At 64.8% G+C, this 25250-nt stretch carries 20 protein-coding genes; 14 read left to right on the top strand and 6 right to left on the bottom strand.

What is annotated here, in order from left to right; all coding sequences use genetic code 11:
• Positions 1–2 precede the first annotated feature (2 nt).
• From AC5RVN_RS16200 to AC5RVN_RS16180, 5 genes are all read left to right on the top strand, one after another.
• Positions 3–986 (top strand): ABC transporter permease, encoded by a 984-nt coding sequence (locus AC5RVN_RS16200; protein WP_494042360.1) that lies wholly within the window; start codon positions 3–5, stop codon positions 984–986.
• A gap of 2 nt (positions 987–988) precedes the next feature.
• The gene (locus AC5RVN_RS16195; protein ID WP_494042359.1) at positions 989–1978 is read left to right on the top strand and encodes an ABC transporter permease; all 990 of its coding nucleotides are present in this window, start codon (positions 989–991) and stop codon (positions 1976–1978) included.
• Positions 1975–4212 carry an ABC transporter ATP-binding protein gene (locus AC5RVN_RS16190; protein WP_494138617.1) on the top strand — a complete coding sequence of 746 codons (2238 nt, stop codon included), beginning with the start codon at positions 1975–1977 and terminating at the stop codon, positions 4210–4212. Before AC5RVN_RS16195 ends, AC5RVN_RS16190 begins: the two co-directional genes overlap by 4 nt.
• A 52-nt stretch (positions 4213–4264) precedes the next feature.
• Entirely contained in the window at positions 4265–5992 is a 1728-nt protein-coding gene (locus AC5RVN_RS16185; RefSeq protein WP_494138616.1) for an ABC transporter family substrate-binding protein, read from the top strand.
• Between the two features lie 219 nt (positions 5993–6211).
• Entirely contained in the window at positions 6212–7282 is a 1071-nt protein-coding gene (locus AC5RVN_RS16180; RefSeq protein ID WP_494138615.1) for a Gfo/Idh/MocA family protein, read from the top strand.
• Between the two features lie 49 nt (positions 7283–7331).
• On the opposite strand, the gene ald is transcribed toward AC5RVN_RS16180, so the two are convergent.
• Positions 7332–8450 carry an alanine dehydrogenase gene (gene ald / locus AC5RVN_RS16175; protein ID WP_494138643.1) on the bottom strand — a complete coding sequence of 373 codons (1119 nt, stop codon included), beginning with the start codon at positions 8448–8450 and terminating at the stop codon, positions 7332–7334.
• Between the two features lie 233 nt (positions 8451–8683).
• Between ald and AC5RVN_RS16170 the strand changes: the two genes are divergently transcribed.
• Positions 8684–9901, top strand: a complete 1218-nt coding sequence (locus AC5RVN_RS16170) for a PucR family transcriptional regulator (RefSeq protein WP_494106103.1) — start codon at positions 8684–8686, stop codon at positions 9899–9901.
• Positions 9902–9907: 6 nt separating this feature from the next.
• Here AC5RVN_RS16170 and AC5RVN_RS16165 read toward each other — a convergent pair whose 3' ends face one another.
• Complete coding sequence (locus AC5RVN_RS16165; protein WP_494042354.1) at positions 9908–10318, bottom strand: helix-turn-helix domain-containing protein; 411 nt, start codon at positions 10316–10318, stop codon at positions 9908–9910.
• A gap of 66 nt (positions 10319–10384) precedes the next feature.
• On the opposite strand from AC5RVN_RS16165, the gene AC5RVN_RS16160 reads away from it, so the two are divergent.
• Positions 10385–11167 (top strand): alpha/beta fold hydrolase, encoded by a 783-nt coding sequence (locus AC5RVN_RS16160; RefSeq protein ID WP_494138614.1) that lies wholly within the window; start codon positions 10385–10387, stop codon positions 11165–11167.
• A 49-nt stretch (positions 11168–11216) separates the two neighbouring features.
• Here AC5RVN_RS16160 and ptsP read toward each other — a convergent pair whose 3' ends face one another.
• The gene (gene ptsP, locus AC5RVN_RS16155; protein WP_494138613.1) at positions 11217–12902 is read right to left on the bottom strand and encodes a phosphoenolpyruvate--protein phosphotransferase; all 1686 of its coding nucleotides are present in this window, start codon (positions 12900–12902) and stop codon (positions 11217–11219) included.
• 162 nt (positions 12903–13064) lie between these two features.
• Here ptsP and AC5RVN_RS16150 point away from each other — a divergent pair, with 162 nt between their 5' ends.
• From AC5RVN_RS16150 to AC5RVN_RS16120, 7 genes are all read left to right on the top strand, one after another.
• Entirely contained in the window at positions 13065–13790 is a 726-nt protein-coding gene (locus AC5RVN_RS16150; RefSeq protein WP_494042351.1) for a TetR/AcrR family transcriptional regulator, read from the top strand.
• 85 nt (positions 13791–13875) lie between these two features.
• Positions 13876–15969 carry a PTS mannitol transporter subunit IICBA gene (locus AC5RVN_RS16145; RefSeq protein ID WP_494138612.1) on the top strand — a complete coding sequence of 698 codons (2094 nt, stop codon included), beginning with the start codon at positions 13876–13878 and terminating at the stop codon, positions 15967–15969.
• The gene (locus AC5RVN_RS16140) at positions 15969–17132 is read left to right on the top strand and encodes a mannitol-1-phosphate 5-dehydrogenase (RefSeq protein ID WP_494138611.1); all 1164 of its coding nucleotides are present in this window, start codon (positions 15969–15971) and stop codon (positions 17130–17132) included. Before AC5RVN_RS16145 ends, AC5RVN_RS16140 begins: the two co-directional genes overlap by 1 nt.
• 237 nt (positions 17133–17369) lie before the next feature.
• The gene (locus AC5RVN_RS16135) at positions 17370–18317 is read left to right on the top strand and encodes a siderophore ABC transporter substrate-binding protein (protein ID WP_494138610.1); all 948 of its coding nucleotides are present in this window, start codon (positions 17370–17372) and stop codon (positions 18315–18317) included.
• A gap of 27 nt (positions 18318–18344) precedes the next feature.
• Entirely contained in the window at positions 18345–19352 is a 1008-nt protein-coding gene (locus AC5RVN_RS16130) for an ABC transporter permease (RefSeq protein ID WP_494138609.1), read from the top strand.
• Complete coding sequence (locus AC5RVN_RS16125) at positions 19345–20391, top strand: iron chelate uptake ABC transporter family permease subunit (RefSeq protein ID WP_494138608.1); 1047 nt, start codon at positions 19345–19347, stop codon at positions 20389–20391. Before AC5RVN_RS16130 ends, AC5RVN_RS16125 begins: the two co-directional genes overlap by 8 nt.
• Positions 20388–21149: an iron ABC transporter ATP-binding protein gene (locus AC5RVN_RS16120; protein ID WP_494138607.1), complete on the top strand. Its 762-nt coding sequence runs from the start codon at positions 20388–20390 to the stop codon at positions 21147–21149. The genes AC5RVN_RS16125 and AC5RVN_RS16120 overlap by 4 nt, the downstream gene beginning before the upstream one ends.
• A 109-nt stretch (positions 21150–21258) precedes the next feature.
• Here AC5RVN_RS16120 and AC5RVN_RS16115 read toward each other — a convergent pair whose 3' ends face one another.
• The 3 genes from AC5RVN_RS16115 to rraA form a co-directional block, all read right to left on the bottom strand.
• Complete coding sequence (locus AC5RVN_RS16115) at positions 21259–22698, bottom strand: sugar porter family MFS transporter (protein WP_494138606.1); 1440 nt, start codon at positions 22696–22698, stop codon at positions 21259–21261.
• Positions 22699–22918: 220 nt separating this feature from the next.
• Positions 22919–24571: an MDR family MFS transporter gene (locus AC5RVN_RS16110; protein WP_494106112.1), complete on the bottom strand. Its 1653-nt coding sequence runs from the start codon at positions 24569–24571 to the stop codon at positions 22919–22921.
• A gap of 107 nt (positions 24572–24678) precedes the next feature.
• Entirely contained in the window at positions 24679–25179 is a 501-nt protein-coding gene (rraA, locus tag AC5RVN_RS16105) for a ribonuclease E activity regulator RraA (protein ID WP_494042342.1), read from the bottom strand.
• Between the last annotated feature and the right edge of the window lie 71 nt (positions 25180–25250).

Genomic DNA, 25250 nt, shown 5'->3' with positions numbered 1-25250 from the left:
CCATGCTCAGGTACCTCGCGAAGCGCGGCATCACGTACGTTTTTATGATCTTCCTGACCACCTCGGCCGGTTACTTCCTGGCGGTCAGTTCCCTCAAGCCCGCGCTGCTTGAACAGGAACGCATTCCCCGCCCCACCCCGGAACAGGTGGCGAACTCGATGCGGCTCAAGGGCCTGGACCCGGACCTGAGCCCGTGGGAACGCTACGTGGAATGGCTCACGGCCATTGTCACCCGATGGGACTGGGGCCGCAGCCCCAACGGGGCCTTCATTAACGCCGAGTTCGGGGACCGGGTGTGGATTTCCACCCGGCTCTTCCTGGCCTCCATCATCCTGACGCTCGTCATCGGTGTGGCACTCGGGGTTTATTCGGCAGCGCGGCAGTACAAGTTCCAGGACCGCGCCATCACGTCCTACAGCTACCTCGCCTATATTGTGCCTGCCCCGATTGCGTACTTCCTGGTGCAGCTTGGTGCCATCAGCATCAATGAGACGGTGGGGGAGCGCATCTTCTTTGTCACCGGAATTTCCACGCCCGGAGTGGAGCCCGGCTGGGCGCAGTTTGTGGACATGCTGGCGCACTACGCTGTTCCAACCGTTGCCATCACGCTGGTGGGCTGGGGTTCCTACCAGATCGCACAGCGGCAGTACCTCCTGGACAACGTCAACGCGGACTTTGTCCGAACCGCGCGGGCCAAGGGGCTCACCCGCAACCAGGCCATTTCCCGGCACGCACTGCGGGTCTCGTTCATTCCGGTGGCCCAGAGCATTGCCTTCACCATCCCGGCCATTTTTGCCGGCGGCTTCTTCGCGGAGAAGATCTTTGCCTGGCCCGGTGTGGGTTCGTGGAGCATCGACGCCATTTCGCTGCAGGACGTCAATGCCGCCACTGCCACGCTGGCCTACGGTTCCGTAATTTTCGCCCTGGGGGCCATTTTGGCTGATTTCGCCACCACCCTCGTTGACCCGAGAGTGCGGGTGCAGTAGCCATGACCAACCTCAATGCCGTCGATCCGGCGGCCGTTGCGCAGGACGCGCACCTGGAAAACGCCGACGCCATCATCGGCAAGAACACCATTATTTTCCGCCGCTTCATGCGCAATAGGACAGCCGTCGCGGGCCTGGCCATCTTCCTGGCCCTCACCGTCTTCTCCTTCGTCGGTGGCTTCTTAACCCAGTGGGACAAGGAAACCATCGACCCGTTCAACATCGGCATGCCTCCCTCCGCCGAGCACTACCTGGGAACGTCCCAGGCGGGCATCGACCTTTACGCCATGACGGTGGAAGGCACCAGGATCTCCATCCTGATCGGCCTGATCGTGGGTCTGGTCTCCGTCCTCATTGCCGCGGTCTACGGCTGCACCATGGCTTACTTCGGCGGCAAGGTGGACAAGGTGATGCTCTTCATCCTTGAAGCGCTCATCATGATGCCGGCGCTGCTGGTGGTGGCGGTGGCCACCAGCGGCGGAGGCGAGGGCTTAAAGCGGGACCTGCCCTCATGGCTGTTGCTGATCATCGTGCTGCTGGTCTTCAGCTGGATGGGTACGGCCAGGCTGATCCGGTCGCTGTCTATGTCCCTCATGCAGCGGGACTACGTCAAGGCCGCCCAGTACATGGGCGTTCCGCCGCGCCGGATCGTCTGGCGGCACCTGGTGCCCAACATCGGGTCCCTGCTGGTCCTGGACATCACCCGCGGCGTTACCGGGGCCATCCTTGCGGAAGTCGCGTTCTCCTTCATCGGCATCGGCATCAAGGTTCCGGACGTCAGCCTGGGTGTCCTCATCGGCGGCGCCACCTCGCAGGTGCAGACCTTCCCCTGGATGTTCTGGGTGCCGTTGACCGTGATGTTCCTGCTCACGGGGTCGCTCGCCATGATGAATGACGGCCTGCGTGACGCCTTCGACCCCAGCTCCAGCTCCAGTGGCAGCGCCAAAAGACAGCGTGCCCTGAAAACCCGAGTCAAGGGGAAGTCCTCATGAGCAGCGAAATTGTCGCCGGGCCCGCCGGGCAGCCCCAGCCAACAGCGGAGCGGCTGCACGTCGCAGGCCTGCACGCCCCCACGGACGCAATCCTGTCCGTGCGGGACCTGAACGTCCGCTTCAACACCGAGAACGGCGTAGTCCACGCCGTCCGGGGAGTCGACTTCGACCTCCTGCCCGGGAAGACACTGGGCATCGTGGGTGAATCCGGCTCGGGCAAGTCCGTCACGTCACTGGCCATCATGGGCCTCCTTCCCGCCACGGCCGATATCTCCGGATCCGTCCGGCTCAAGGGCAAGGAATTGCTGGGCCTTAGCGACAAAGCCCTGTGCGCGTACCGCGGCAACGAACTGGCCATGGTCTTCCAGGATCCTCTGTCATCCCTGACACCGGTCTATACCGTGGGCACCCAAATCATGGAAGCACTCTCCATCCACAACCCCACCATGAGCAAACAGGCAAAAGAAGCCCGCGCCGTCGAGCTTTTGGCCATGGTCGGCATCCCCAGCCCCAAGGACAGGCTGAAGGCCTTCCCGCATGAATTCTCCGGGGGCATGCGCCAGCGCGTCATGATCGCCATCGCGATCGCCAACAACCCGCGGGTACTCATCGCTGACGAGCCGACGACGGCACTGGACGTCACCATCCAGGCCCAGGTGCTGGAGGTGCTGCATACCGCGCAGGAGGAGACCGGTGCCGCCGTCGTCATGATCACCCACGACCTGGGCGTGGTGGCCGGCATGGCAGACGACATCATAGTGATGTACGCCGGCAAGCCTGTGGAGACAGGGGCGGTGGATGACATCTACTACAACCCGCGGATGCCCTACACCATGGGCCTGCTCGGCGCTGTGCCGCGCGTTGACGTTGCGGAGAAGTCATCGCTGGTTCCCATCGAGGGCATGCCGCCCAACCTGATCCACACCCCCACCGGCTGTTCGTTTGCGCCCCGCTGCCCGCTGGCCTCCGAGGCCTGCCTGGACGGCGAACCTGCGCTGGCACCAGTACCGGGAAGCGCCCTTCACCGCGCCGCCTGCATCAAATCCGGGGCCCTGGGCGGTGACGTGGACGTCCGCGACGTCTTTTCCGCTCCGCCGGTGCCGGTGTCCCGCTTTGATGCCATTCCCCGCGGGGAGCGCACAGCTGTCCTGGAGCTCAAGGACGTGCGCAAACACTTCCCGTTGACCAGGGGCGCACTGCTCAAGCGCAGGATTGGCACCGTCAAGGCCGTGGACGGGGTCAGCTTCGACATCCGCGAGGGTGAGTGCTTTTCGATCGTGGGAGAGTCCGGCTCCGGAAAAACCACCACCCTGCTGGAAATCATGGAGTTCCACAAGGACCAGGACGGCGAGGTGGTGATCGGCGGCATCAGCAACAAGAAAGCAGCCGATGCCAGGGCCAAGACGGCAATGCGCCGCGAACTCCAGATGGTCTTCCAGGACCCCACCGGTGCACTGGATCCGCGGTTCACGGTGTATGAGGTGCTCGCTGAGCCGCTGCAGAACGCCGGCATGGACAAGCAGGCCATCAAGAAGCGCATTATGGAACTCATGCAGCTGGTGGGCCTGCAGCCGGACCACGTCAACCGCTTCCCCAACCAGTTTTCGGGCGGACAGCGCCAGCGCGTGGGCATTGCCCGCGCCCTTGCCGTAAACCCGAGACTCGTGGTTTTGGACGAACCCGTCTCCGCCCTTGACGTTTCCGTTCAGGCAGGGGTCATCAACCTCCTGGACAAGCTCCGTGCTGAGCTGGGCCTTAGCTACCTGATGGTGGCGCACGACCTCTCCGTGGTCCGGCATATCTCCAACCGTGTGGCGGTGATGTACCTGGGCAAGATCGTGGAGATCGGGGAAGTGGACCGCGTGTTCGATAACCCCCGCCACCCCTACACCCGTGCCCTGCTCTCGGCTATCCCGGTGCCGGACCCGCAGGTGGAGCGGACGCGGGAGCGCATCATCCTGCGGGGCGACCTGCCCTCACCGCTGGATGCTCCCAAGGGCTGCAACTTCGCCACCCGGTGCCCCGTGTTCGCGGCCCTGCCGCCGGCCAAGCAGGAAAAGTGCCTCACCCTGGAGCCTTCGCTGGAACCCGTGGTTCACTCAGCAGCGGCCCAGGCCCTGTCCGCGCATCCGCTGCCGGATCTTGATCAGCGCTTCGCCTGCTTCTTCCCGGACGGGGAACTGGACGAGGACATGCTGGTAGTCCATGACTCGGCGGACCACCATGCACCCTAAGTTTTTTCGACCCATCACCAGCATCACACTCGCATCAATGAAGGGGAACACCATGAGGAATCTGAACAAGATCGGCGGGGCGGCGGCTATCGCCGCTGCGCTGGCGCTGACTGCCTGCGGCGGCGGCGGCGGTGGCGGCGGGGCTACCGGGCCGGAAACGGCAAAGGGCCAGGAGGCAGGCAGCGACCTGTCCAAGCTCATCAGCATCAACGAAAAGCCCGCTGCAGATCTTGAACAGGGCGGCAAGGTCACCCTTCCGCTGGGCAACATCGGCCCGGACTTCAATGGCTTCTCCAACAACGGCAACAGCGCGGACACCTCCGCGCTGATGGCCCCCATCAATCCTGTTGGCGTCTCTGGCGGCGGCATCGGTGGCTGCTGGAAGGTGAACTTCGAAGGCAAGGCAACGCCCAACAAGGACTTCTGCGAGGAGGTTAAAAACGAAGTCAAGGATGGCAAACAGACCATCACCATCAAGGTCAACGAAAAGGCCACCTACAACGACGGCACCCCCATCGATGTCAAGGCTTTCCAGAACACCTGGAACATCCTGAAGAGCCCGGATGCCGGTTACGACATCGTCACGTCTGGCTCGTACGAATTTGTGGATTCTGTCGAGGCAGGAAGCAGCGACAAGGAAGTCATCGTCAAGACCAGCCAGCCGGTGTATCCGCTGGAGGACCTGTTCTTTGGCCTGATCCACCCCGCCGTGAACAGCCCCCAAATCTTCAATGAGGGCTTCAACGGTGAAATGCACTCGGAGTGGATGGCCGGCCCGTTCAAGGTGGACCAGTACGACACAGCAGCCAAGACGGTAAGCCTGGTGCCCAACGAAAAGTGGTGGGGCAACAAGCCGGTCCTGGAAACCGTCGTCTTCCGCCAGCTGGAAACCAGCGCGCAGATCGCCGCTTTCAAGAACGGCGAGATCGACGGCGTGTCCGCCAACACGGTGTCCCTGTACAAGCAGTTGGAAGGCACCAAGGACTCTGAGGTCCGCCGTGGCCAGCGCCTGTTTGCGGGCGGCCTGAACCTGAACGCCCAGCGCATCACCGACGTAGCTGTCCGCAAGGCAATTTTCGCCGCCGTCGATCGTGAGGCCCTCCGCAAGGTGCGGTTCAACGGCCTGAACTGGGAGGAGCCCAGCTCAGGGTCCATGATGCTGTTGCCCTTCTCCGAGTACTACCAGGACAACTACCCCGTCAAGGAAACCGGTCCGGACGCTGCCAAGAAGGTACTGACGGACGCCGGTTACACGGCGAACGCCAACGGCATTATGGAAAAGGACGGCAAGCCGGCTGCCTTCAAGATCAGCAACTTCGGTGACGACCCGACCACCCTGGCGGTTGCCCAGACCCTGCAGAAGCAGCTCCAGGCCGGCGGCATGGATGTCGGCATCGACCAGCGCGCGTCGGCCGACTTCGGCAAAGTCCTTGGCTCGCGTGAGTTCGACTTGAGCATCTCTGGCTACACCGTCGGCGCGGACGCCACGTCCGCAGTCAAGCAGTACTACGATTCAGCGGTCAACGAGAACGGCCTTGGTGACGCCGAGCTGGACAAGAAGATCGCCGACCTCGCCTCCATCGAGGACAACACCGAGCGGAACAAGGCTGCCATGGAAGTTGAAAAGGAGCACATGGAGAAGTACTACTCCATGGGCGTGGTATTCAATGGCCCGCAGATCTCGTTCGTCCGCACCGGCCTGGCCAACTACGGCCCGTCCCTTTTCCAGAGCCTGTCCCAGGTTCCGGACTGGACCACCCTCGGCTGGGAAAAGAAGTAACAACCCGCGGCTGGAAGACAAATCCACTATAGGCAGTACGGCAAGGCCGGCACCTCCTGAAACATCAGGGATGCCGGCCTTGGCCGTTTCTCCGACGCTCTCCCACTTAACGCGGCTTTTCCTCCCACGCTCTCCCACTTAACGCAAGTTTCCCTGCGGCGCTCTCTCACCTTTGACGCGCGAGGTCCTGCCGACGGTGCGCGGGGGTACCGTAGCCCTATGACTGACTCCGCCGCTCCACGCACCATTCGCACCGCCGTCGCCGGCTACGGCCTGTCCGGAAGCGTATTCCATGCGCCCTTGATCGCGGCGGACCGCAACTACTCGCTGGATGTCATCGCCACGTCCAACCCGGACCGGCAGAAGGCAGCCACGGCCCGCTACCCCGGCGTGAGGACAGTGCACGACGGCGCCGCTGTCCTCGCGCGCGCGGCTGACCTTGACCTGGTGGTGCTTGGCACCCCGCCGGCTACGCATTACCCGCTGGCGAAGGCGGCACTTGAGGCCGGGCTGGACGTGGTGGTGGACAAACCCCTCACGGTAACCAGCGGCGAAGGGCAGGAGCTTATTGCCCTCGCCCAGGAACTGGGCCGGGTGCTGACGGTGTTCCAGAACCGGCGGTGGGACGGAGACTTCCTGACGCTCCAAAAACTTCTGGCAGTGCAGGCACTTGGAAAGGTGAGCCGCTTCGAATCGCGGTTCGAGCGCTGGTCCCCCGCCATAACCAAGACCTGGAAGGCCCACGCAACCGCTGCGGATGGCGGGGGAGTCCTGTTCGATCTCGGCAGCCACCTGATTGATCAGGCGCTCCTGCTGTTCGGCCCCGCCACTGTGGTCCATGCCGAGCTGAAAGCCCGGCGCGCGGATGAACGGGCCGACGACGACGTGTTCCTGGTGCTGCGGCACCACTCGGGGGTTCTGAGCCACCTCACCATGAACATGCTCTGTGCCCAGCAGGGACCCAGGTTCCGCGTCCTCGGCTCTGTAGGTGCCTTCACCAAGAACGGGGTGGACCCGCAGGAACCTTACATCGCCGCGGGCGGCAGTCCCCTCGACGCAGAGTACGGCGAGGAAGCGCCCGAGTGGGCGGGCCTCCTGGGCCGTGACGGCCACCTGGATGCCCTGCCCACCGAACGCGGCGCCTACCCGGAGTTCTACCGGCTGCTGGCGGACAAAATCCTGGACGGAGGAGCAAAGTCGCCCCTGCCCCTGCCAGTCGACCCAGCAGGACCAGTAGAGGTCCTCAAGTTAATAGAACAAGCAAGGGAACTGTCTGCGGCCCGAAGCTAACCACCAGCACGCAGAGGATGTGTGCCATTCCGCCCAGCGGAACTTGAACTTACGCCGAGACCAGTTCGTGCCAATCCGCTACGAGCGGCAGGTCGTGTGCCTCGGAGACGGAGTGGTGGGCGACGTGGCCGGCGGCTATGTTCAGGCCGGCTGCGAGGGCAGGGTCGCGGTCGAACGCGGCCTTGACGCCGAGGTTGGCCAGCGAAACGGCGTAGCGCAGGGTCACGTTGGTCAGTGCGTAGGTGGACGTGTTGGGCACAGCGCCAGGCATGTTGGCCACGCAGTAGAAGATCGTGTTGTGGACCTTGTAGGTGGGCTCCTGGTGCGTGGTGGGGCGGGTGTCCTCGAAGCAGCCGCCCTGGTCCACGGCGATGTCCACGAGAACCGAGCCGGGCTTCATGCGGGCAACGAGGTCGTTGGTTACCAGCTTGGGGGCCTTGGCGCCCGGGATCAGGACGGAGCCGATCACCAGGTCCGCGTCCACTACGGACTTTTCAATTTCGTACTTGTTGGACGCCACGGTCTTCAGCCGCCCCTGGTACTGGGCGTCCAGTTCGCGCAGGCGGTTGATGTTGATGTCCAGGATGGTGACGTCGGCGCCGAGGCCCAGCGCCATGGCGGCGGCGTTGGTTCCCGCAACTCCGGCACCCAGGACAACCACCTTGGCGGGCCGGACGCCCGGGACTCCGCCGAGCAGCACGCCTTTGCCACCGGCGGGGGCCATAAGGGAAGCGGCACCCACTTGCACTGAAAGCCGGCCGGCTACCTCGGACATCGGGGCCAGCAACGGAAGGGTGCGGCCTTCCTGAACGGTTTCGTAGGCGATGGCGGTGACGCCCGAGTTGATGAGTTCGCGGGTGAGCTCGGGCTCGGCGGCGAGGTGGAGGTAGGTGAAGAGGATCAGGCCCTTGCGGAAGCGGGAGTATTCGGCCTTGATCGGTTCTTTGACCTTCATAACCATGTCCGCGCGGGCCCAGACGTCATCGGCGTCGTTGACGATTTCGGCGCCGGCAATGGCGTACTCCTCGTCGGTGATGCCCGAGCCGAGTCCTGCCCCGCGTTCCACCAGCACCATGTGGCCGTGGGTGCGGAACTCGTGAACACCGGCAGCAGTGATGGCCACCCGGAATTCGTTGTTCTTGATTTCTTTGGGGACACCGATGATCATCGTGGGCTCCAGGTTCTCGGCCGGTAGGCCGGAAAGTGCGGAAGGATTCTGTGCTTCCACGATAAGTCCGCTTTGTGAGCCAACCGACATAGTTCCCTCCGAGGGCTGGCAGAAAAACCCTGCCATTCTGCGGAATCTTGCTTGCTGCGCTCGACATTTGTCCAACTGAGAAGCGTCAAGTGTCGCCTCTTGTCCGTTCAGTCACCGCGCCCCAAAAGCAGTAATGTTGGCGCATGCAGCAGGGCGTGGAGCAACTGGTTGAACAAGTGGCGCAGAAGCTGGGCCGCGGCCTGTCCCTGGAGGACCTCGACGGCGTACTGCTGGCTTACAGCTCCAACCAGTCCCATGCCGACCGCGTGCGCGTGAACTTCCTGCTCAGCAAGAAGGTGCCGGCGGACGTCAGCGCCTGGCAGCTGTCCCACGGCATTGCCACGGCAGTGCGGCCGGTGGTGGTTCCCGCGAACCCGCACTTGGGCATGCTGGGCCGCGTTTGCGTTCCTCTGATGGTCCGGGGGTTCCGCGTGGGCTACCTCTGGGTGCAGCAGGACTCGGCGGAGGAAAATCCGACGGCGATCCTCACCCAGCTGCCTGCAGTCGCCCACGAGCTGGAAACCCTGTCAGGGCTGCTGCTTGACTCGAACACAGCCGAGTCCGAGTTCCGGCGGGGCCGTGAGCGTGAGTTCCTGGCTGCGTGTGCCGGGGAAGCGAACGCGGTGGCGGCAGTGGCAGGGTGGAAGGAGGTCCAGGGCCGCGGACCGTGGCAGATGGTCACAGTACTCGACGCCGACGGATGGGCGGGCGGACCAGACCCCATCGCCTCGACCCTGATTCACCGTTCAGCTGCGCTGCAGGCCACCATCGGCGTGGATGCAGCCCTCTTCAGCGCCGGAACGGAAACCCACTCGGTGGTGCTGTTCCGTGAGTCGTTGGGCCGGGCCAACCATGCGCAGGTCCTGGTGCACTACCAGCTGGAGCTGGCCAAGCGCTCCGGCCGGCCCGTGCACCGCGTCATCCTGGGGCTCAGCGAAGGGTTTGCGAGGCCGCGGGAACTTGCCGAGGCCTACCGGCAATCAAAAGTGGCTGCCCAGGCCGCTGCCGTGGATCCGCAGCTTGGGGAACTGGTGGACTGCAGGTCTACCGGCGTTTATCAGTTGCTGGCGTCTGCCGGGGGAGGGGCAAGTGCTTGGGCTGACTCCGGTTCCGTGTACTTCCGCCTGCTCGAGGACCACGACCGCAACGGCGAGCTGATTCCGGTCCTGGAACTGCTGTACGACAACGACGGCTCCGTCCAGGACGTGGCCGAAAAACTCCACCTGCACCGCAGCAGCATCTACAACCGGCTGGGCCGGATCCGGCAACTGCTGGGCGTGGATCCGCTGAAGGGACTGCCACGACTGGAACTGCACGCAGCCCTCAAGATGCGCCGCTGGGTTCTCCGGCCCCGGATCTAGCTGGAATCAGCCGTTGCCGGCTGCCTGTTCCGCAGCGGCCTTTTTCTGCCTGTCCTTCTTCTGCCCCTCCAGCCACGCCATGATGGCCGCCAGAGGAATCCGCCGGTGACTGCCGCGGTACTCCACGGGGATCTCTCCGCGGTCCGTCATGTTGCGGAGATAGGTGTGCGAGATTCCCGCCAGTTCTGCAGCCTTGGAGGTGGTCAACATTTCCTCTACGCTGCTCACGGTCACCGCTTCACCCCGGCTGAACCGCTGCAGGAGGTCGACGACGGCGTCCCTCGCCAGGGGCGGCAGGCGGTGGACAGTGCCGTCCACGAAAACGGTGATGTCGTCGCTGCCTGCCAAAGCCTGCTGGAGCTTCACAGCCTCCTCCGGCGGAAGGGCGCCGGCCATTCTCGGAGCAATCAGTGCCATGGACCCAGCCTACCGGTGCGCTCCGGCCTCCCGGTGGGCCGGGCGCTCCGGCTGTATGCTCGCTGGATGGCATTATCTGGTGGCCGGGACGTTGAATCCGGCGGTTTGCAGGGAAGGCTTTACTCCTCCGTCCATGAGGCGGGGAATGGAGCGCGGCCAACCTTCGTGTTGCTGCACGGCATCGGCGTCTCACACCGCTACCTCGCCCGGCTGCATCAGGAGCTGGCAGAGGAAGCCGACGTCTACTCCTTTGATCTTCCCGGCTTCGGAAAGTCCTCGAACCCAGGTCGCCAGCTCCAGGTTGAGGAGTACGCGGCGTTCGTGAGCGCCGTCCTGGCGGAAGCTGGAGTTCACACGTACGTGCCGGTGGGGCATTCCATGGGCACGCAGTTCGCAGTGCAACTGGCGCGGCAGGAACCTGAGCGCGTGGCCGGCATTGTGCTGATGGGTCCGGTGGTGGAAACCAGCAGGAAGTCGGTTGCCCGGCAGGCAATGGCGCTGACCCGCGACGCGATGTTCAGGGAGTCCCTGACCTCCAACGCCATTGTATTTGGCGACTACCTTCGGGCCGGCCTTCGCTGGTACCTCACGGAGCTGGCGGTGATGATGGCGTACCCAATGGAGGAACGGGTGGCCGGGGTGACCCAACCGGTGTTGGTGCTCCGCGGCACCAAGGACCCCATAGCCCGCCGGCCCTGGTGCGCACACCTGGCAGAGGTTGCACCCCAGGGAACGATGGCCGAAATCCTGGGCCAGGGCCACGTCTTCCAGCACACGGCACCGGAAAGCGCGGCCCAGGCCATCAGCGGTTGGGTCCGGGCGGTGGACGGGTTCGGCGTAACGGCTTGACGGAAAACCCCCGCGGCCGCCGCAGGAGCAGGCGCGCGGGGGGCAGGCGTCAGAGGCCCAGTTCCTCCAGGACCGGCAGCTTTTCGCGCACCCACGCCCGCGCCTCGGTGGCGCTGGGGGCGGACAGTGCAAGCTTGGCCAGCTGCTGCGCTTCCTCCAGGGTGACGGTCTTGAGCACCGCGGCGACGGCGGCAATGGACCGGGCCGTCATGGACAGGGTGCTCACGCCCAGGCCGGTGAGGACGACGGCGAGGGCCGGGTCCGCGGCTGCCTCGCCGCACACGCCTACAGGTTTGTTGTTGCCCTCGGCACGTGATCCCTCCACAGTCAGCCCCACCAGCCGCAGGACGGCCGGCTGCCACGGGGTGTTGAGGTTCGCGAGCGGACCGAGCTGGCGGTCCGCGGCCATGGCGTACTGGGTGAGGTCGTTGGTGCCCAGGCTGGCGAAGCCGACTTCGCGAAGGATTGCTTCGGCCGTCAGGGCTGCCGAGGGAACCTCAACCATCACGCCCGGGGTCTTGATGCCGGCGGAGACGCACATCGAGGCAAAGCGGGCAGCTTCTTCCGCCGTCGAAATCATGGGGGCCATGACCCACACATCCGCGTCGGACTGCTGTTCGGCCAGTGCGATGGCTTCCAACTGCCGGTCCAGGACGCCGGGCGTGGTGAAGTCCGTGCGGTAACCCCGTACGCCCAAGGCTGGATTGGGCTCAGTGGAGTCGGTCAGGAAGGGGAGCGGTTTGTCGGCGCCGGCGTCGAGCGTGCGCAGGACCACCTTCTTGCCCGGGAAGGCGTCGAAAACACTCTTGTAGGCAGCGGCCTGCTCTTCCACGGAGGGTTCGGTGTCCCGCTCCAGGAAGCAGAACTCCGTGCGGAAGAGGCCTACACCCTGGGCGCCGAGTTTTGCCGCGGCCTGGGCATCTTTGCCGCCGCCCACGTTCGCGAGCAGCGGCACCAGGTGGCCGTCCGCCGTCGCGCCCGTTCCGCTGAACTCGGCCAGCAGGGAGGCCGTGGCCGCCCATGCCTCCGCTGCTGCCCGCAGGGACTCATCGGGCTCGGAGGTGATGCTGCCGGCGGCGCCGTCCACGTACACTTCGGTGCCGTCCGGAAGTGCATCGACGCCGACGGCGGCAACGACGGCCGGAAGGCCCAGGGAGCGGGCGATGATGGCGGTGTGGGACTGGGGGCCGCCGCCCGAGGTGACGAGGGCCAGGACCTTGTTGGGGTCCAGGGTGGCGGTGTCGGCCGGTGCCAGGTCCTCCGCGACCAGGACAAAGGGGGTGCCGGACGCAGGGATGCCGGGGGCAGGAACACCGCGAAGTTCGGCGACGATGCGGGCGCGGACGTCCAGGACGTCGGTGGCACGCTCGGCCATGTAGCCGCCGAGGTTGAGCAGCATTTCCGAGACGGAGGAACCGGACTCCCAGATGGCACGCTCGCCGGAGACGCCCCGGGCGATGAGCTTGGCGGCACCCTTGATGAGCATCGTGTCCTTGGCCATCAACGCCGTGGCTTCAAGGACGGCCTTGCCGTCACCGGTGGCGTGGGCGGCCCGTGCCTTGAGTTCGTCGTGCACGGCCTGGGACGCCGCCTTCAGGGCTGCTGTGGCTTCCTCCGCAGTGGTATCCGGCGCCAGTTGCTCACCGGCCGGAGGTTCGCTGATGGGCTTAGGCATCTGCCGTACGGTGCCGATAACGCGGCCTGGACTGACGCCTACTCCTGGGAAGTTCTGCACTGAAGGTCCTCATTCTCTGCCGGTTTGCCAGGCCCCGCCGATACGTCCGGCGCCATGCCGTTCCGCCGGAGGACTGCTACGTCCGGAAGCGGTAAACGTGCCTGAAAAAATTGTATGTGATTCAGTTCATATAGCAATGCTATAGGTGCTAGGGTAGCGGTTATGAGTTTGGATGGCCAGCTTCCCCCCAAAATGCGGCTGCTCCGTGCCGCGGCGGAATTGCTGGCAAACTCTGCGGGAGCCCCGGTCTCCACCCGCCAGATCACCCAGCTGGCAGGGGTAAGCGCTCCCACGCTGTACCACCACTTCGGTGACAAGGAAGGTCTGTTCGACGCCGTCGTCGCCGCAGGGTTTGAAGAGTATGTTGCAGGCGAAAGGGATTTCGCCCCCTCCGGACATCCGCTCGAGGACATCCGGAGAATGTGGGACAACCATGTCCAGTTCGGGCTGAACCAGCCGGAGCTGTACCTGGTGATGTTCGGCAACATCCGACCGGAGAGCCGCCCCGTCATCGTTGCCGATGCCGAGGCGCTGATGGAGGAGATGCTGAACAAGGCAGCGGTGGCGGGCCAGCTGAACGTCCAGCCCCGGGAAGCGGCCAGGTCCATCCTGGCGGCCAACGTGGGCGTGACGCTGATGCTGATTGCGGAACCCGCCGCTGACCGGAACCTCGAACTGTCCACCATGACCCGGGACGCCATGATTTTTGCGGTGTCCGCCGAGCCCTCCGGCGCGGCTCCGGGCGATACCGGGAAATCCTCGGTGGTGGTGGCAGCGATTGCCCTGAATGCCGCACTTCAGGCCTCGCACTCGGACCAGCTCTCCAGCTCGGAACTCAAGCTCTTCCTGGAATGGCTGCACCGCATCTCCACCGGCCCTGCCGGCTGAGAAGCGCCACCCAGTTCCACCAGTACGCCGCTCGTAATCATCGGACCATCCTGCGAGGCAGCAGGACAGACGGTTAGGAAATCACATGGCAACAGAAACAGTTGCAAAACCCCGCACCAGCGCGCGGGTACACGTCCAGAAGTTCGGGACGTTCCTGTCCGGAATGATCATGCCCAACATCGGCGCCTTCATCGCCTGGGGCATCATCACAGCCCTCTTCATTGAAAAGGGCTGGCTGCCTGTTCCGGAGCTCGGTGGGTGGGGAAACAACGCCGAGGGCGTGAAAAACGTCGGCCTCGTGGGCCCAATGATCACGTACCTGCTGCCACTCCTGATCGCCTACACCGGCGGCAGGATGGTCTATGACGTCCGCGGCGGCGTCGTGGGCGCTATTGGAGCCATGGGCGTGATTGTGGGTGCCGGCATCCCCATGTTCATCGGCGCCATGATCATGGGCCCGCTGGGCGGTTGGACCATGAAAAAGATCGATTCGATCTGGGACGGCAAGATCCGCCCTGGCTTCGAAATGCTGGTCAACAACTTCTCCGCCGGGATTTGGGGCGCGCTGCTGGCCCTGGTCGGCTTCTACGCGGTTGCGCCGGTGGTCCAGGCCTTCAGCACCGGAGCCGGAAATGTGGTCCAGTTCCTGGTGGACAACGGCCTGCTGCCGCTCACCAGCATCTTCATCGAGCCGGCCAAGGTCCTCTTCCTTAACAACGCCATCAACCACGGCGTTCTGACCCCGCTGGGCGTCCAGCAGTCGCTGGAGCAGGGCAAGTCCATCCTGTTCCTGCTGGAGGCAAACCCCGGCCCCGGCCTGGGCATCCTGCTGGCCTACATGTTCTTCGGCCGCGGCGCCGCCAAGGCCTCCGCTCCCGGTGCCGCCATCATCCATTTCCTCGGCGGCATCCATGAGATTTACTTCCCGTACGTCCTGATGCGTCCGCTGCTTATCCTCGCCGCCATCGCCGGCGGCATGACGGGCATTGCCACGCTGGCCATCACGGGCTCCGGCTTGGTTGCCCCCGCAGCACCCGGTTCCATCTTCGCGGTGCTCGCCCAAACCTCCCGCGACAGCTACCTGGGCGTCATCCTGGCGGTCCTGCTGGCCACGGCGGTATCCTTCCTGGTGGCCTCGGTGATCATGAAGACCACCAAGCACAGCGACGAAGGCGACCTGAACGCCGCCACCTCCAGGATGGAGCAGATGAAGGGCAAGAAGAGCTCGGTTGCCTCCACCCTGGCGGGCGCCGGCGCAAGTGCTGCCACAGGCGGCGGGGTTGGCGTCCTGGCAGGTCCGGTCCAGAACATCGTGTTCGCGTGCGACGCCGGCATGGGCTCGAGTGCCATGGGCGCCTCGGTGCTGCGCAACAAGATAAAGGCTGCCGGCTTCCCGGACGTCAAGGTCACCAACGCCTCCATCGCCAACCTCAAGGATGACTATGACGTTGTGATCACCCACCAGGACCTGACGGAGCGCGCCAAACCGGCGACGTCCAGCGCAGTCCACTTTTCCGTGGACAACTTCATGAGCAGCCCGCGTTACGACGAAATCGTTGAGCTGGTCAGGGAGAGCAACACTGCAGGGTCCGTGGCAACGGAAGGTCCGGACGCCGGTGCGGGAACGCCCGGCGGGGCCTCCGCAACGGGACCGGCAAGCGGATCAGCAGCGGGTGCAGCAACCGGAGCGGCCGCCGCCGGGACCGCCGCCGGAGCATCCGCTACCAAAGTCCCAGCCCACGGAACGTCCGAAATCCTGGCCCGCGAGAGCGTAGTGCTCCGCGGATCAGCCACCACCCGTGACGCCGCCATTGACGAAGCCGGCCGGCTCCTGCTGGCCCGCGGTGCGGTGGATGAGGACTATGTGCGGGCCATGCACGAGCGCGAGCAGTCCGTGTCCACCTACATGGGCAGCTTCCTGGCCATCCCGCACGGCACCAACGCCGCGAAGGACCACATCCGGAAGTCTGCGGTGTCCGTGATCCGGTATCCCGAAGGCATCGACTGGAACGGCAAGCAGGTCAAGTTCGTGGTGGGCGTCGCCGGGATCAACAACGAGCACCTGCACATCCTGTCCTCCATCGCGAAGGTCTTTACCAACAAGGAACAGGTGGCCCGGCTGGAGGCCGCCACGTCCGAGGACGAGGTCCTGGAGCTCTTCGGAAAGGTCAACGCATAGTGAAGGCTGTACATTTCGGGGCCGGAAACATCGGGCGCGGCTTTGTGGGACTCCTCCTGCATGACGCAGGTTACGAGGTGGTGTTCGCCGACGTCGCCGAGGAACTCATCAACCAGCTCGCCAAGGCGGACAGCTACGCCGTCCACGAGGTGGGGGAGGAGCCCACCAAGCGGCTGGTGAGCAACTTCCGGGCACTGAATTCCAACACCCAGGAAGCGGAGCTCGTCGCCGAAATCGCGACGGCGGACATCGTCACTACGGCAGTGGGGCCGCACGTCCTGAAGTTCGTGGCACCGGTCATCGCCAGGGGCATCGCCGCGAGGGATGCCGGGCTGGCCCCCCTGCAGGTCATGGCCTGCGAGAACGCCATTAACGCCACCGATATCCTGGCCGAGGAGGTGGCCTCCCGTCCGGAGGCCACCTCCGGCGCCCTGGAAGGACGTGCGGTCTTCGCCAACACGGCCGTGGACCGCATCGTCCCCAACCAGGAGGCCGGGCAGGGCCTGGACGTTACCGTGGAGACGTTCTATGAATGGGTCATCGACCGGACTGCTTTTGCCGGTGCCGCCCCGGCGATTCCGGGCGCCACGTTCGTGGATGAGCTCGCGCCCTACATCGAGCGGAAGCTGTTTACGGTGAACACCGGCCACGCGTCGGCCGCCTACTTCGGTTTCGAGGCCGGCCTGGAGAAAATCTCAGACGCCATGGCAGACCAGGACGTGGCCGAGGACGTCCGGGCGGTCCTGGAAGAAACCAAGCAACTCCTGGTGGCAAAGCACGGCTTCAACAACAACGAACAGGAGGCCTATGTCCAGAAAATCCTGGGGCGGTTCTCCAATCCGCACCTGCCGGACACGGTAAACCGGGTAGGCCGGGCCCCGCTGCGGAAGCTGAGCCGGCACGAACGCTTCATCGGCCCTGCCGCCGAACTGGCTGAGCGGGGTGTGGTGCCGGAAGCATTACTTGGCGCCATTGCCGCTGCGCTCCGCTTCAACGATCCCGCAGATTCCGAAGCAACAGAGCTGGCCGGCATTCTTGCCTCGGCCAGCCCGGCAGAGGCAACCGGGCGGATCACCGGACTGGAACCCGGGCACCCGCTGTTCAATGCCGTCTCCACCCTGGTGGAGGAACGGCAGGCGGAGGTCGCCCGGACCCCCGCCTGACCCTCTCTCACTTCCTGCGGCTTTTTCGGAAACCCTAGCGCAGGTTCTGCCGCTTTCCGGCGGTCCTTCTGCAGTCACGACGCCGGCACTCACCCGAGTGCCGGCGTCGTTCGTGTGATCTCGCTCACTTATAACCCGCAGCGGCGGCCGTCGTTTTGAAGTTAGCCTTCCCTTACTTATAGGCTCTGGGATTATTAGGCAACGAAGTTGTGACGTATTAGCCGAGCGGAGAAGATCGTGAAGAAGAAGCTGTCGAGCTACCTGGGGGCACTGGCGGCGGGAGCGGCACTTTTGACCGTCACCGCTTGCGGAGGAAGCGCGACGGCGACCCCCGCGAAGGAAGCGGCCACCATCACGGTGGAGCACGCCCAGGGCAGCACCGCCAACGTGCCCGTGAACCCGGAGAAGGTCTTCACCTTCGACCTTGGCATCCTGGACACCCTGGACGCGCTGGGCGTTGAACCGGCAGGCGTACCTGAGGCCGCTTACCCCGAAGCATTGTCCAAGTACTCGGATGCGAAGTACACCAAGATCGGGTCCCTGAAGGAGCCCGACTTCGAGGCCGTCAGCGCCGGGGACCCGGACCTCATCATCATCTCCGGCCGGACCGCCGGGGCCTATGGGGAACTGAGCAAGATCGCTCCCACCATCGACCTGTCCGTTGATGCGGCCCAGCCGCTGGAGAGCTTCAAGGTTCAGGCGCAAAAACTCGGGACCATCTTCGACAAAACCTCGGAAGTGGAAGAAAAGCTGGCCGCAGTGGACGCCACCATTTCCGAGACCAAAGCGAAGGCTTCCAATGCCGGCAAGGGCCTGATCGTCCTGACCTCCGGCGGTGAGGTGACGGCCTATGGCGCAGGTTCGCGCTTCGGCATCATCCACGACGTCCTGGGCGTGCCAACCGCCGCTGACGTGAAGGTTGAGGGCAGCCACGGCGAGGCCATCTCCTTCGAGTACATCAAGCAGGCAAACCCGGACATCCTCTACGTGATCAACCGCGACACTGCGGTAGGCACCGAAGGCGCGGCCACTGACCCCATACTGGACAACGAACTGGTCCAGTCAACCAATGCCGCGAAGAACAACAAGGTCATCAGCCTTGACCCCGCCGGCTGGTACATCGTGGGCTACGGGCTGAACAACGTCAAGGCCATGGTGGATGCCGTCGCCGACTCTGTTGCTTAGCGCCCGCTTCCGAAGCTTGAACCGCCAATGACCGCCACCGCCGTGCGCCCCCTGGCGCCGGCACGCCACAGCCAGGCCCGCCAGAGTGCAGGCCTGGCTGCGGCTGTTGTTGCCGTCCTTGCGCTCGCCGTTGCCAGCATGTTCGTGGGCGTCAGCGACGTTTCGCTTCCCGCCTTGCTGGCCGGGGACGCAGCCACGGTCGAAATCTTCTGGATATCCCGGGTTCCACGCACTCTCGCAGTGCTGCTCGCCGGGATGGCGGTGGCTGTCGCCGGGCTAATCATGCAGCTCATGGCCCGGAACCGTTTTGTGGAGCCCTCCACGGTGGGAACGGTTGAGTCCGCCACCCTGGGGATCCTGGTGGTCACCGTCTTCGCCCCCCAGGCCCCGGTGCTGGTGAAGATGCTGGTAGCCAGTGCCTTCGCGTTGCTGGGGACCGCGCTCTTCCTGGCCATCCTGTGGCGGCTGCCCGCCCGCAACACCCTGCTCATCCCGCTGGTGGGCATCATGCTGGGCGGTGTCATCGCCGCCGTCACCACATTTTTCGCCTACCGCTACGATCTGCTGCAGACCCTGAGCAACTGGATGATCGGCGACTTCTCCGGCGTCCTTCGGGGCCGGTACGAGCTGCTGTGGATCGTCGCCGTCCTGATGCTGCTGGGCCTGCTCGCCGCAGACCGCTTCACCGTGGCCGGCATGGGCCAGGACTTCACCACCAACCTCGGCCTGAACTACGGCCGGACCATGCGGCTGGGGCTGATCATCGTTTCGCTGATCTCCGCGGTTGTGGTGACCACCGTAGGCGCCGTTCCTTTCCTGGGCCTGGTAGTGCCCAATATGGTGTCCCTCATCTTCGGCGACAACCTTCGCCGCGCCGTGCCGTGGACTGCCCTGTTCGGGGCCGCGTTCGTGCTGGTCTGCGACATCATCGGCCGGACCATCCGTTACCCCTACGAGGTTCCCGTGGGAATGGTGATGTCCGTGCTGGGCGCTGTTCTCTTCCTCGCCCTGATTTTGAGGAAACGCAATGCCTGAGAGCACAACACTGCTGCCGCCGGACAAGGGGACGGGCGTCACGAGTCCGACGGCGGGAGGGCCGCGCGGGCTCCTGGCCGGCGTCCGCAGGGCCTCACCGCGTGTGGTCCTGGGCGTCCTGCTAGTGGCCGCTGCCGCCGTCGTCTGCCTGTTCCTGTTCTTCGAACTCAAGGGCAACGTGGGCTACATCCTGCCCCGCCGCGCCACCAAGGTTGCCGCCATGCTGCTGGTGGCCGTCGCAGTGGGCGTGTCCACGCTGCTGTTCCAGACCGTCACCGCCAACCGTATCCTGACGCCGTCCATCATGGGCTTCGATGCGCTGTACATCCTGGTGCAGACGGCGTTGGCCTTCACCCTGGGCGCCGCGGCGGTGGTGGCCGCCCCGCCCACGCTGCAGTTCGGCGCCGAAGTGCTGCTGATGGTGGCGTTCAGTGCGCTGCTGTACCGCTGGATGTTCACCGGCGCCACCCGCTCCCTCCACCTGCTCCTGCTGGTTGGCGTCATTTTCGGCAGCCTGTTCCGCGGCCTGTCCTCGCTATTGCAGCGGCTGATGGAGCCCAGCGAGTTCATCATCCTCCAGGACCTGTTCTTCGCAAGTTTCAACAACGTCGATCCCGCGCTGCTGGGCGTCTCGGCGGTCATCGTTGCCGCTGTTTGCACCTTTGTTTGGCGTGCCCGCCACACCCTGGACGTCCTGGCGCTGGGCCGGGACGTTGCCATCAACGTGGGGGTGAACCACCGGAAGGTGGTGATGCGGGTCCTGCTGGGCTGCTCGCTGCTGGTGGCAGTGTCTACCGCGCTGGTGGGGCCCGTGACGTTCTTCGGGCTGCTGGTGGTGAGCCTGGGCTACCAGCTGTGCCGCGGTTTCAGCCATGCCTGGCTGCTGCCCATTGTGGTGCTGATCGGGGCCGTCGCCCTGGTAGGCGGGCAACTGCTCCTGGAGCAGGTCTTTGGCTTCAGCACCGCCCTGAGCGTGGTTATCGAGTTCGCCGGCGGCATCCTGTTCCTCTACCTCCTCCTGAAAGGGGCCCTTCGATGACCATCGCGGTCAGCAACGTCTCCAAGAGCTACGGCGGCCAGACTGTCCTGGATGACGTCAGCTGCGTGATCCCGCAGGGCGGCATCACCTCCATCATCGGTCCGAACGGGGCTGGGAAATCCACCCTGCTCTCGCTGATCAGCAGGCTGCAGCCGCTCGAGACAGGTGCTGTTTCGGTGGCCGGGCTGGACGTCGCCTCCACGGACAGCCGGGAACTGGCCAGGACCATGGCCATTCTGCGCCAGGAAAACCATCTGACCATGCGGCTCACGGTCCGGGACCTCGTGGCTTTTGGCCGGTTCCCCCACTCAGGGGGCCGGCCCACGGTGGAGGACCTTGCCAAGGTGGAGGAGGCCATTGCGCACCTGGACCTGACCCCCATGACGGACAAGTTCGTGGACGAACTTTCCGGCGGCCAGCGCCAGCGGGCCTTTATCGCCATGGTGCTGGCCCAAAACACCCAGTACCTGCTCCTGGATGAGCCGCTGAACAACCTGGACATGAAGCACTCTGTGGAGATGATGCGGCTGCTGCGCCGGCTGGCTGACGAGTTCGGGAAGACCATCGTCCTGGTGGTCCATGACATTAACTTCGCGTCCTGCTACTCGGACACCATCCTGGCCATGAAGGACGGCCGCCTGGTCCATCAGGGCAGCCCCCGGCAGATCATGCAGCAGGCCATGCTCCGCGACGTGTACGACATCGACATCCGCATCGAGGACATTGACGGCAACCGGATCGGCGTCTACTTCGCCTGACCGGGAGCGCACGAACCCTCCTTCACAGGCTGTGAAGGAGGGTTTGCTGTTTAGCGACGGTACGTGAGAGAGCGTCGGAGGAAAACGCCCGTTAAGTGATAGAGCGTTGCTAGCCCTTCCTGGAGCCCTTCGCCACAAACAGCGTCTCAGCCTGCTCCAGGGACATGCCGTTGGTCTCCGGCACCTTGAACATCACAAAGAAGAACGACGCCGCGGCGAACAGCGCATAAATGGCGTACGTCAGCGGCAGCGAACCAGCGGCCATGACCGGGAAGCTGAGCGTGATCGCAAAGTTGGCCACCCACTGTGCGGCGGCAGCCAGGCCAAGGGCGCGGGCGCGGATCCGGGACGGGAAGATTTCGCCAAGGAGGACCCACACCAGCGGACCCCAGGATGCCCCGAAGCTGACCACAAAAACGTTCGCTGCCACCAGGGCCACGGGGCCCCAGGCGCCGGGGAGGGAAATGTCAGACCCGGAACCAATCGCCGAGGAAAACGCCAGGGCCATAGCGCCGAGGGACACGGCCATACCCACTGAGCCTGTCAGCAGGATGGGGCGCCGGCCGATGCGGTCCACCAGCGCAATGGCCACAAGGGTAACCAGGATATTGGTGATGGAGGTGGCCACCGAGATGGTGAGCGAGTCCTTTTCCTGGAATCCCACCGCCTTCCACAAGGTGGTGGAGTAGTAAAAGATCACGTTGATGCCCACGAACTGCTGCAGGACGGACAGGATGATGCCCACCCACACAACCGCCTGCAGGCCGAAGGTCCTGCCGCGCAGCGAACCCTTCTGGCCGGCCAGCTTGTCCTCTTCAATGGCTTCGCGGATCTCGCGGATGTGCCGGTCGGTGTCCTCCGACGGAGCGATGGAATCAAAGACTTTGCGCGCTTCATCTTCCTTGCCCAGGAACACCAGGAACCGGGGCGATTCGGGTAGGGTGTAGGCCACCCAGCCGTAGACCACTGCGGGCAGCGCGGCGGCCAGGAACATCCAGCGCCACGCCTCGATGCCCAGCCAGAAGGCCTGGTCGGCGCCGCCGGCGCTGGTGGCGAAGAGCGCGTCGGACAGCAGGGCGGCGAAGATGCCCGTAGTGATGGCAAGCTGCTGCAGGGAGGCGAGCCGGCCGCGGACCTTGCGGGGGGAGATCTCGGAGATGTACGCGGGGGCAATCACCGAGGCCAGTCCAATCCCCAGCCCGCCCACCAGGCGCCAAAAGATCAGGTCCCAAACACTGAAGGCAAAGCCGGTGCCGATCGCGCTGACCAGGAAGAGCAGCGCGCCCAGCTTCATGGCGGGAATTCTGCCGTAGCGGTCGGCCACTTTCCCCGCCAGGTACGCGCCGGCTGCACAGCCCAGCAGGGCGATGGCCACGGCAAAACCCGTCACAGCTTCGGACAGCGCGAACTCGTCCTTCATGGCATCAACAGCGCCGTTAACCACCGACGAGTCGAAGCCGAACAGGAATCCGCCCACCGCACCTGCAAGCGCCAGCCAGATCACCCGCCGCGGTATCTGGGCGGTTGTCTGCTCCTGGGCAGTGGGCATGGTTCTCCCTTGGTTCTGGGGTTTGGTGGCTGCGGTGCGGACGTCGTCGGCTGCGGAACCGGCCCCTGGCCGGCGCACACGCGTTTCACAGTGTTCCACGCGGCCGCGGACTGTTCCAATTGAGGTGGGTAACGGACCCCCGGCTGCCCTGGGGACAGAAAGGGACGACGACGGCGGGAAGGGCCCGCCGTCGTCGTCCCAGGTGAGGGAGACGGAAAGGTCAGTGCACCACGGCCTGCTCCTGCGGAGCCGCCTTGGGGTCCGTCAGTTTCTTGTTGGGGAGGGCGAAGCTGATCAGGAACGCGATCCCGGTGAGCACGGCTGCGGTGAGCATGACGGCATCAATTGCGTAGGCAAAACCCTCCGTAATGGGCCGGGTCAGCGTGCTGTCTGCCGTGTGGAGCCAGCTGGTGTCGTTGAGGGAATCATTGGAGGCCCCGTTGCGGAAGAACTCGTACAGCTTGGCGTTGGCGGGGTCCGCGGCCACTGCGGGGTCCTGAAGGACGGCCTGGTAGTCGGCATTTCCCATGGCGGTTTTCATGGTGTCCGCGATCCGTCCGGCGGCCAGGCTGAACAGCATGGAGATGAACACCGCCGTGCCCACCGCGCCTCCCATGGAGCGGAAGAAGGCGGCGGAAGAGGTGCCAACGCCCATGTCCCGGCGCGGCACGGACACCTGCATGGCCAGGGTGAGCGGCTGCATGCAGAAGCCCAGGCCCATGCCGAAGAACACCGCGATCAGTCCGGGAACCCACAAGCCGGTGTCCACGCCCAGGGACAGGCCCATCACCACGGCAGCGGCAGTGAGGATCGCGGTGCCCATAATCGGAAAGATCCGGTAGGTGCCGGAGGAGGAGATGGTGCGGCCGGCCGTGATGGAGCCGCTCAGGATGCCGACGGTGAAGGTGATCATCATCAGGCCGGCTTCCGTGGGAGTAAGGCCCTTAACCAGCTGCAGGTACATCGGGAGCATGGCGATGGCACCGAACATGCCGATGCCGATGATGAAGTTCAGCAGCGAGGACAGCCCGAAGGTGGCGTTCCGGAAGAGCCGGAGCGGGATCAGCGCGTAGTCCCCGGCGCGCTTTTCGGCGAGCAGGAACCAGACGATTCCTACTGCTCCCAGCCCGTAGCAAAGGAAGGAGTTCAGGGATGCCCAGCCCCAGCTGCGGCCTTGTTCCGCCACCAGCAGCAGCGGCACGATGGCCAGGGTGATGGCTGCCGCGCCCCAGTAGTCGATCTTCTGCTTTACGTGCTTGGCCGGCAGGTGCAGGAACAGGAACACCACAGCCAGCGCGGCCAGGCCAATGGGGAGGTTAATGAGGAACACCCAGCGCCAGCCGTCGAAGCCGAGGATGGTGGCGGATCCTGCGAACGCGCCGCCCACTACCGGTCCCAGCACCGAGGAGACGCCGAACACGGACATGAAGTAGCCCTGGTACTTGGCCCGGTCCTTGAGGGACACGATGTCGCCGATGATGGTCAGCGCCAGCGCCAGCAAACCGCCCGCCCCCAGCCCCTGGACACCCCGGGCCAGGGCAAGTTCGGTCATGGAGTGGACCGAGCCGGCATACAGGCTGCCCGCCAGGAAGATCACGATGGCGGCCAGGTACAGCGGCCGGCGGCCGAAGATGTCGCTGAGCTTGCCGTACAGCGGTGTGCTGACCGTGGACGTGATGAGGTAGGCCGTGGTGGCCCAGGCCTGAAGCGACAGCCCGCCAAGGTCATTGGCGATGGTGTAAATGGACGTGGAGACGATGGTTTGGTCCAGCGATGCCAGGAACATGCCCAGCATCAGGCCCACCATTACGGTGACAATCTGGCGCTGCGTCAGGGTTTCTCCTGCGGCGCGGTTGGCAGTGGGTGTGGACATGGATGCTCCAGGGAAGGGAAAAAACGATAGTTGCTTTCAGTAACTATCGCACGCCCCGGCGTATTCCCCGCGGCGGTACGCTTTCCTTCCCCTCCCTGGCATGCGGCTCAACGCTCCACGAGGATCCCGTCCGGGTCGCACCAGATCCTTGCCCCGGTACGGATGGTCACGCCGTCGATCTCCACATCCACGTCGACTTCGCCGGCGCCGGCCTTGGCGCTCTTGCGCGGGTTGCTGCCCAGTGCCTTCACGCCCAGGTCAAGCCGGCCGATAGCCTCGCGGTCCCGGATCGCACCATTGATGACGACGCCGGCCCAGCCGTTCGCCACGGCGCTTTCGGCAATCATGTCCCCCATCAGGGCAGTCGCCAGCGAACCGCCACCGTCCACCACCAGCACGCTGCCGTTGCCCGGGGTGGCCAAGGTGGACTTCACCAGGGCGTTGTCCTGGAAGCAGCGGATGGTCCGTGCCTTTCCGCTGAAGTGGGAACGGCCACCCAGGGACTGGAACTGCAGCGACACCGAGGCGAGATCGTCGCCGCGTTCGTCGTAGAGGTCTGCAGTGTTGACGGCGGGAGCCGCCTCGTTAGGGCTGGTCGCTGCGCTCATGTAGTTCTCCTCGGTGTTTCGGCTGCCGCCATATGTGCCCGTGCTGTCCGTGGGCGCAGCGGCGCGGTAAC

The organism is Arthrobacter sp. sptzw32 (assembly GCF_059089735.1).
This window is presented reverse-complemented; position numbering and strand designations above follow the sequence as displayed.

Excerpts from the sequence above, each read along its gene's own strand:
- AC5RVN_RS16170 (WP_494106103.1), top strand. The coding sequence starts at position 8,684 with ATGCAGCAGGGCGTGGAGCAACTGGTTGAACAAGTGGCGCAGAAGCTG.
- AC5RVN_RS16130 (WP_494138609.1), top strand. The coding sequence starts at position 18,345 with ATGACCGCCACCGCCGTGCGCCCCCTGGCGCCGGCACGCCACAGCCAG.
- AC5RVN_RS16165 (WP_494042354.1), bottom strand. The coding sequence starts at position 10,318 with ATGGCACTGATTGCTCCGAGAATGGCCGGCGCCCTTCCGCCGGAGGAG.
- AC5RVN_RS16190 (WP_494138617.1), top strand. The coding sequence starts at position 1,975 with ATGAGCAGCGAAATTGTCGCCGGGCCCGCCGGGCAGCCCCAGCCAACA.
- AC5RVN_RS16150 (WP_494042351.1), top strand. The coding sequence starts at position 13,065 with ATGAGTTTGGATGGCCAGCTTCCCCCCAAAATGCGGCTGCTCCGTGCC.
- AC5RVN_RS16120 (WP_494138607.1), top strand. The coding sequence starts at position 20,388 with ATGACCATCGCGGTCAGCAACGTCTCCAAGAGCTACGGCGGCCAGACT.
- AC5RVN_RS16180 (WP_494138615.1), top strand. The coding sequence starts at position 6,212 with ATGACTGACTCCGCCGCTCCACGCACCATTCGCACCGCCGTCGCCGGC.
- AC5RVN_RS16160 (WP_494138614.1), top strand. The coding sequence starts at position 10,385 with ATGGCATTATCTGGTGGCCGGGACGTTGAATCCGGCGGTTTGCAGGGA.
- ald (WP_494138643.1), bottom strand. The coding sequence starts at position 8,450 with ATGATCATCGGTGTCCCCAAAGAAATCAAGAACAACGAATTCCGGGTG.
- AC5RVN_RS16115 (WP_494138606.1), bottom strand. The coding sequence starts at position 22,698 with ATGCCCACTGCCCAGGAGCAGACAACCGCCCAGATACCGCGGCGGGTG.
- AC5RVN_RS16125 (WP_494138608.1), top strand. The coding sequence starts at position 19,345 with ATGCCTGAGAGCACAACACTGCTGCCGCCGGACAAGGGGACGGGCGTC.
- rraA (WP_494042342.1), bottom strand. The coding sequence starts at position 25,179 with ATGAGCGCAGCGACCAGCCCTAACGAGGCGGCTCCCGCCGTCAACACT.
- AC5RVN_RS16200 (WP_494042360.1), top strand. The coding sequence starts at position 3 with ATGCTCAGGTACCTCGCGAAGCGCGGCATCACGTACGTTTTTATGATC.
- AC5RVN_RS16195 (WP_494042359.1), top strand. The coding sequence starts at position 989 with ATGACCAACCTCAATGCCGTCGATCCGGCGGCCGTTGCGCAGGACGCG.
- AC5RVN_RS16185 (WP_494138616.1), top strand. The coding sequence starts at position 4,265 with ATGAGGAATCTGAACAAGATCGGCGGGGCGGCGGCTATCGCCGCTGCG.
- AC5RVN_RS16110 (WP_494106112.1), bottom strand. The coding sequence starts at position 24,571 with ATGTCCACACCCACTGCCAACCGCGCCGCAGGAGAAACCCTGACGCAG.
- AC5RVN_RS16145 (WP_494138612.1), top strand. The coding sequence starts at position 13,876 with ATGGCAACAGAAACAGTTGCAAAACCCCGCACCAGCGCGCGGGTACAC.